At 32.7% G+C, this 6,664-nt stretch carries 6 protein-coding genes; 3 read left to right on the top strand and 3 right to left on the bottom strand.

Annotated elements, in window-relative coordinates:
- Both BN349_RS12110 and BN349_RS12105 read right to left on the bottom strand, forming a co-directional pair.
- On the bottom strand, positions 1–441 hold a 441-nt coding region (locus tag BN349_RS12110; protein ID WP_187370310.1), incomplete at its 3' end, for a flavodoxin-dependent (E)-4-hydroxy-3-methylbut-2-enyl-diphosphate synthase.
- 164 nt (positions 442–605) lie between these two features.
- Positions 606–920: a LysM peptidoglycan-binding domain-containing protein gene (locus tag BN349_RS12105; RefSeq protein ID WP_019242583.1), complete on the bottom strand. Its 315-nt coding sequence runs from the start codon at positions 918–920 to the stop codon at positions 606–608.
- Between the two features lie 244 nt (positions 921–1,164).
- Between BN349_RS12105 and BN349_RS12100 the strand changes: the two genes are divergently transcribed.
- A complete protein-coding gene (locus BN349_RS12100; RefSeq protein WP_019242582.1) occupies positions 1,165–2,865 on the top strand; it encodes a methyl-accepting chemotaxis protein in 1,701 nt (566 codons plus the stop codon).
- Positions 2,866–3,001: 136 nt separating this feature from the next.
- Here the strand turns inward: BN349_RS12100 and BN349_RS12095 are convergent, their stop codons facing one another.
- Positions 3,002–3,781, bottom strand: a complete 780-nt coding sequence (locus tag BN349_RS12095) for a DUF1189 domain-containing protein (protein WP_019242581.1) — start codon at positions 3,779–3,781, stop codon at positions 3,002–3,004.
- A 256-nt stretch (positions 3,782–4,037) separates the two neighbouring features.
- Between BN349_RS12095 and BN349_RS12090 the strand changes: the two genes are divergently transcribed.
- The gene (locus BN349_RS12090; protein ID WP_019242580.1) at positions 4,038–5,681 is read left to right on the top strand and encodes a Na/Pi cotransporter family protein; all 1,644 of its coding nucleotides are present in this window, start codon (positions 4,038–4,040) and stop codon (positions 5,679–5,681) included.
- A 350-nt stretch (positions 5,682–6,031) separates the two neighbouring features.
- Positions 6,032–6,640 carry a superoxide dismutase gene (locus tag BN349_RS12085; protein WP_019242579.1) on the top strand — a complete coding sequence of 203 codons (609 nt, stop codon included), beginning with the start codon at positions 6,032–6,034 and terminating at the stop codon, positions 6,638–6,640.
- Positions 6,641–6,664 lie beyond the last annotated feature (24 nt).

Genomic DNA, 6,664 nt, shown 5'->3' with positions numbered 1-6,664 from the left:
CTCAAGAATTCTTTTTTCTAGTGACCCTGCGTTAACTCCAATTCGAATCGGAATACCCTTAGCTTTAGCAGCATTTACAACTGCTTCAACTTTTTCACGTTTTCCAATGTTTCCAGGATTTATTCGGATTTTATCTGCGCCACCCTCAATAGCTTTTAATGCTAGCTTGTAATCGAAATGAATGTCGACTACTAGAGGTATAGAAATTTGTCTTTTTATATCTGCGATCGCATTAGCGGCTCTTTCATCTGGACAAGCTACTCGTACAATTTGACATCCAGCTTCTTCAAGTCGTTTAATTTCTGCTACAGTTGCTTCCACATCATGTGTTTTAGTTGTAGTCATACTTTGAATGAATAATTCATTACTACCACCAATCGTCAAATTACCAACTTTGACAGGACGGGTTTTTGAACGATGTATAATTTCACTCACGTGAATTCTCTCCTTTAATACTTTCAATATATTCTTTCATTTGAATAGCACTTAAAAATGTAAATAACACTCTTATTGTATCAATCAATCACAGTTATTGACAACAAATTCAGAAGTAGCATCTATTGGATAGTCGATTGAATACATATTTATGAAGGGTTTCTTGCTTTTTAATAACTGGGAAACTTATACGTTTTTCCGATTTGTAGTTCATGAGGGGATGTGCCATTATTTAGTTTTTGAAAATCGTCGATAATGGTTTGAATAGGCTGAGAAATGGTTCCTTCTTCACTTTCCATAATACTAATCAAAGTGTCACCAGCTTCAACGCGCAATTCTATGAAGGGTATTGTAGTTTCGTTTTCTTGAGATGTGGACGGTTTAGATGCAGGTTTAGAAATTGAAGGAAGAGTGCCTGTTGTTATATCGAAGTAAATACTATAGCTAATTAATATTAGTAAAATGAGAAAGATCAACTTTTTCAATAATTTCTCCTCCTAAAGAAAGGAATATTGTACGAATGAATGAACGAAATACTAGAGATTTATATAGAAGATAAACGCATCTGAAATTTTGATGTTGTATTTAATATGTATGTCTACTTTTGAGATAAATGCCGAAAATTTGGCACTGTTATGGAAATTTTTACTTTTAACATAAAATTAATTCTACATTTACTCCTCATTTACATTTATTAGCGATAATTTTAAATAGAAAGAGGGGGATAGGATGCAAGGTGTTCGAAATAAAATGAAGGGGTTTCTCAAAACAGATAAAGAAATAAGTCTTAGGACCCGAATATTATTACCGACTATTTGTTTTCTAGTTTTAACAGCTATTATTATTGGCTTTTTCTCATTGCAAAAGTCCAAATCTGCTTTAGCTGATTTGATGGAGCAAAGAATTGAAAGAGAAGTTGCTTTTTTCTATCAAGTTGCTCAAAATAATATGTTTCTTTACTTAAATGATCAAGATAAATTTGATGGGAGTATACAAGCATTTGTGAAATCACAAAATGCTAATATGCTTCAAGATGGTTTACATAGTCAATTTTTTTTATTGAAGGAAAATCAAATTACGCCTTTTAATGCTAATAAAAATAGCAGACTTCATTTCTCAAAAGAAACCGTGGCGCAGATCAATACTAAAGAAAAAGGTGTAATACATGCTGAATTGAATGGGCAAAAGTATACATTAGGATTTCAAAAAATACAGGAAGTAAAAGGAATTTATATTGTTGCTATTCCAGAAGTAGATTATTTAGCACCTATAGAAAAAATGTCAGGAACCATGCTAGTCATTGTGAGTGCTATTATTCTTGTAGTTATCATTATTATGAGTATTATTACTAAACGATTAATGCTGCCGTTAGTTAACCTAAGGGAAACAATGAGATACTCAAGAGAAGGAAAGCTTAATATTCCGATTGATATGAAAGGGAATTCAGCTGAGGTAAATTCATTAATCAAAAGTTATCAACTATTAATCGATGGATTAATGATGTTAATAGAAAAAATTTCACAAACTTCAAATGAACTTGAGCAAAAAGGGGGTGACTTAACAAAATCCTCTAATCAATTAGTGATTGAAAATGGAAATCTTGTGGAGAGTTTAACGGTTGTGAAAAAGGCAGCGGAAGAGACTGCGGCTAGCTCTTTAAAAAGTATCGATTCTTTTGTAATGATGAAAAGTGAAGTTTTGGATATTGCTGATAATTTAAATGAGATTTATAAAAGCTCGAATGAAATGGAGCAATCGGCCACTATAGGTAGTCAAAAAATGAGTGAAATGTCAGAAACATTAACGGATTATAAAATGGATTTAGAAAAAATGAAGCTGACCGTAAATGATATTCGATCGTATTCTATTCAAATTATATCTGTCGTTGAATTGATTCGAGGTATTGCGGAGCAAACTAAGTTACTTTCATTAAATGCAACAATTGAAGCGGCAAAGGCTGGAGAAGCGGGTAGAGGATTTTCTGTGGTAGCTGGTGAGGTTAGAAAACTAGCTGAGCAGTCATCTGGAGCTGTAGAAGAAATCACATCAACCATTTATAATTTAGAGACTTTATCAAATACAGTTACAATTGAATATAATCAAATTTTAGACCGTATGCAGGAACATTGGATGATGGCGACAGATAGTAAAGAGTCTGTAGAAAGTCTGACGTATAGAGTAAAGGGTGTATATGAAAAATTAGAAGTGATTCAAGAAAAAATGACGCAGTTACATAAAGTATTACCTGAGATGGAGCAAACTGCTGAGCAAAATGTTTCGCTTTCTCAAGAAAGTCAGTCATTTACAGAAGTTATGCTTACTCAATCAAAAGAGCATTTTGAAGAAATGAAAAAATATCAAAATATTGGGCAGAGATTAAATGACCTATCACAAACATTGAATCGACATATTAATCAATTTGAATATTAATATGTAGGGACCTCCAAAAAGTGATTAGAAATCACTTTTTGGAGGCCCCTAAGCTTTATATGGAGGTCGTTTTTTGAAAACATTTGATTTGTTAGTGTATATTCCATTTCTTTAAAAAGCTGATGTTACGCGTAAATTAAGCTTTTTTTGTTTTTGGTTTAGGAATTTCTCTTAATACTAAAAACAACATGGTAAATGTAACTGCCCAGCTAACAAATACGCCTCCAATAACATTCGTTTGAAGGAATCCCATGATTGTAAAGAATAATGTAGGAAGTGTTGTACAATAAGCTGTTAATCTCCAGTAGTGTCTATATTCCAGTTTAGGATTGTATGTACTAGCTAACATTTTAGCCACGAATGCTAAAAAAGTAATCTCGATGAATGAAAGACCCGCAGAAAAAATAAATGTTGTAAGTACAACGGCACAAATCAAGACAATTAGTAATCCGTCAATTTGGTCCATAAATGAAAGCAAATCGCTATGAGTAATCGTAAATCCATTAAACAAAGTATAAGGTTGAGTTTGGATATTACCGTTTGATACGATTACAATTTCTGATTTTAACAAGCCAAGGGCATTATCAGCTTCAATTTTTATATCTTGTGGTAAGAGTGATCCAGTACTATCTAAATATATCGAAAAATCTTTTCCTTTATATTCAACTGGTTCCTTTGCTTCCGTATGTAATGTACCATTTTTGATTTCAAAGTCAGGAAGCTTATGCTGAACAGCTTCTTTAAAAGCAGCTACTCCATTATTAACACTTATTGAAGAATAAATGAGTGAGGGTGCCGCTGAAAGTAAAACAAGAAGAAAAACGTAAAGAATCGTTTTTCCGATTCCTTGAAAACGAAACTTGGCAATATCCTTTGGAGAATATAAGCTAAGCCAAAATTGTTTAAAAATATTCATATGGTCAACACCTTGTTTATAATTTTATTTATTTTGCAAGTCACTTTACATAATACCATGATTTTAATACAACCTAATAGTATCTCTTTTATTATTGTAATGTTTTTGTAACATAGGGGGATTTTTATGTTGTTTTGTTAAGGTATTGTAAATTATCCTCAGAAACTCTTTACATAAAATAGGATTTTTATTCATAATAACAAAGTCCTATTAAGGAGTTTTAAATTGAATTTGAAGTTGAGGGGTTGACATCTTAGTGGATTTGAATGTGCAAGAAATGATTTTTCAATTTTTGGGTGGACTAGGGATCTTCCTATTTGGTATTAAGTATATGGGGGATGGTCTTCAAAAATCGGCCGGAGATAAATTAAGAGATATTCTTGATCGATTTACGACTAATCCATTTATGGGAGTATTAACGGGGATTATCGTAACCTGTTTAATACAAAGTAGTTCTGGTACTACAGTTATTACCGTTGGATTAGTAAGTGCTGGATTTTTAACTTTGCGTCAAGCAATTGGAATTATTATGGGGGCCAACATTGGTACAACTATTACAGCTTTTATAATCGGGATTAAAATATCTGAATATGCTCTTCCTATTATCGCTGTTGGTGCCGTGTTATTATTTTTCTTCAAAAATAGGAAGATTCATAATTTTGGACAAATTGTATTTGGCTTTGGGGCGCTTTTTTATGGTTTGGAACTAATGGGAGATGGAATGAAGCCACTTCGTACATTAGAGTCTTTCCATGACTTAACGTTAAGTATGAGTGATCAGCCATTATTAGGTGTGCTTATTGGAACCGTCTTTACATTGATCGTGCAAAGTTCAAGTGCGACAATCGGTATTCTTCAAGAGCTACATGCTCAAGATTTAATTAATCTTAAAGCTTCATTACCAGTTTTATTTGGTGATAATATCGGTACAACCATTACTGCAGTATTAGCTTCAATCGGAGCTTCTGTTGCTGCAAGAAGAGCAGCAGCTACTCATGTTCTATTCAACTTAATTGGGGCAGTCCTATTCTTATTATTGTTAACACCTTTTACCAACTTTGTTGAATATTTAAGTACAACTCTAGCTTTAAATGCCAAAATGACGATTGCTTTTGCACATGGAATTTTTAATGTAACAAACACTATTATTCAATTCCCATTTATAGCAGGATTAGCTTATATAGTAACGAAGTTAATACCAGGTGAAGATACGATCATTGAATATAAGACAAAGCATTTAGATCCGATCTTTATCGAACAATCACCAGCACTTGCTATTGCGTCTGCTCAGGAAGAAGTAATCCGTATGGGACAATTTGCTATTAAAGGCTTAGAAGAAACGCAAGAATATGTTATTAATAAACAAAAGAAAAATTCTGAAATGGCTTTACAAATAGAAGATGCAATTAATAATTTAGATCGAAAGATTACAGCATACTTAGTGTCTGTTTCAGCATCACCATTATCTCCACATGAATCAGAAAGACATGCTGTTTTAGTTGATACCGTTCGAGATATTGAGCGTATTGGTGATCATTTTGAAAATATAGTAGAAATGGTTGATTTCCAATTAAATAATAAAGTTACGTTAACTGATGAAGCAATGGAAGATTTAAATCAAATGATTAGTCTAACATTAACTACTGTTCAAGAAGCAGTGGATGCATTAAATCAAAATGATAAAGATCTTGCAATCGACGTATTGAAGAAAGAACGTAAAATTGATGAAATGGAAAAAACATTACGTAAAAATCATATTTCTCGACTAAGTAAAAATAATTGCTCTGTAACTGGTGGTATCGTATTTGTTGATATTGTAAGTAATTTAGAACGAATTGGTGATCACGCAGTTAATATTGCAGAAACAGTTCTTGGTGATAGCAAATATAAATATAGATAAAATGTAATCTAAATAGTTTGTTTATCATTTTTTATATAAATGTATTGAGAAAAGTTCCTCCCTTCTTGTTAAGGCTGAGGAACTTTTTTTGTTATATATGGAAGAAAGACTCTTACGAGAGCAATGACTGCTCCGAGGATAGCGAGCATCACAAACGGAATTTAATTCAACTTTTATTTACTATGAATGATTGTTAAAGAAAGAATAGGAATTTCCTGATTATAATTTTGATAAAATAAGGCTTATTATTTGAACGTATATGTAATCTTTGTTAATCTAAGTTTAACGGGCTGAAATATAGTGATTAACTATATTTTAGCTACATTAATCATACATAGGAGGAATATAATATGTCATTTGAATTACCGCAATTACCTTATGCATATGATGCTTTAGAGCCTCATATCGACAAAGAAACAATGAACATTCATCATACTAAACACCACAACACATACGTTACTAATTTAAACAATGCAATTGCAGGAAATGCAGCTCTTGAAGCAAAAAGCGTAGAAGAGTTAATTGCTAATCTAGATGAAGTACCAGAAGCAATTCGTACAGCTGTAAGAAATAATGGTGGCGGACATGCTAACCACTCATTATTCTGGCAAATCCTTTCACCAAACGGTGGCGGAGAACCTAAAGGTGAAGTAGCTGCAGCAATCAACGCTAAATTCGGTAGCTTTGAAAGTTTCAAAGAAGAATTTGCTAAAGCTGCAACAACTCGATTTGGATCAGGTTGGGCTTGGTTATCTGTAAATAACGGCGAAATCGAAATTAGCAGTACACCAAACCAAGACTCTCCAGTTATGGAAGGTAAAACTCCAATCCTTGGATTAGATGTTTGGGAACATGCATACTACTTACATTATCAAAACCGTCGTCCAGAATATATCACAAACTTCTGGAACGTTGTAAACTGGGATGAAGTAGAAAAACGCTATCAAGCAGCTAAATAATCTCATATAAAAAACAAGAATCAT

It is taken from the genome of Bacillus sp. AP8 (genome assembly GCF_000321185.1).
In the GTDB taxonomy this organism is placed as follows: Bacteria; Bacillota; Bacilli; order Bacillales; family DSM-1321; genus Bacillus_AD; species Bacillus_AD massilioanorexius.
The sequence above is the reverse complement of the archived record's forward strand: the minus strand, read 5'-3'. Positions and strand labels throughout refer to the sequence as shown.

Coding starts and splice junctions, on each gene's coding strand:
- BN349_RS12100 (WP_019242582.1), top strand. CDS start 1,165: ATGCAAGGTGTTCGAAATAAAATGAAGGGGTTTCTCAAAACAGATAAA.
- BN349_RS12095 (WP_019242581.1), bottom strand. CDS start 3,781: ATGAATATTTTTAAACAATTTTGGCTTAGCTTATATTCTCCAAAGGAT.
- BN349_RS12085 (WP_019242579.1), top strand. CDS start 6,032: ATGTCATTTGAATTACCGCAATTACCTTATGCATATGATGCTTTAGAG.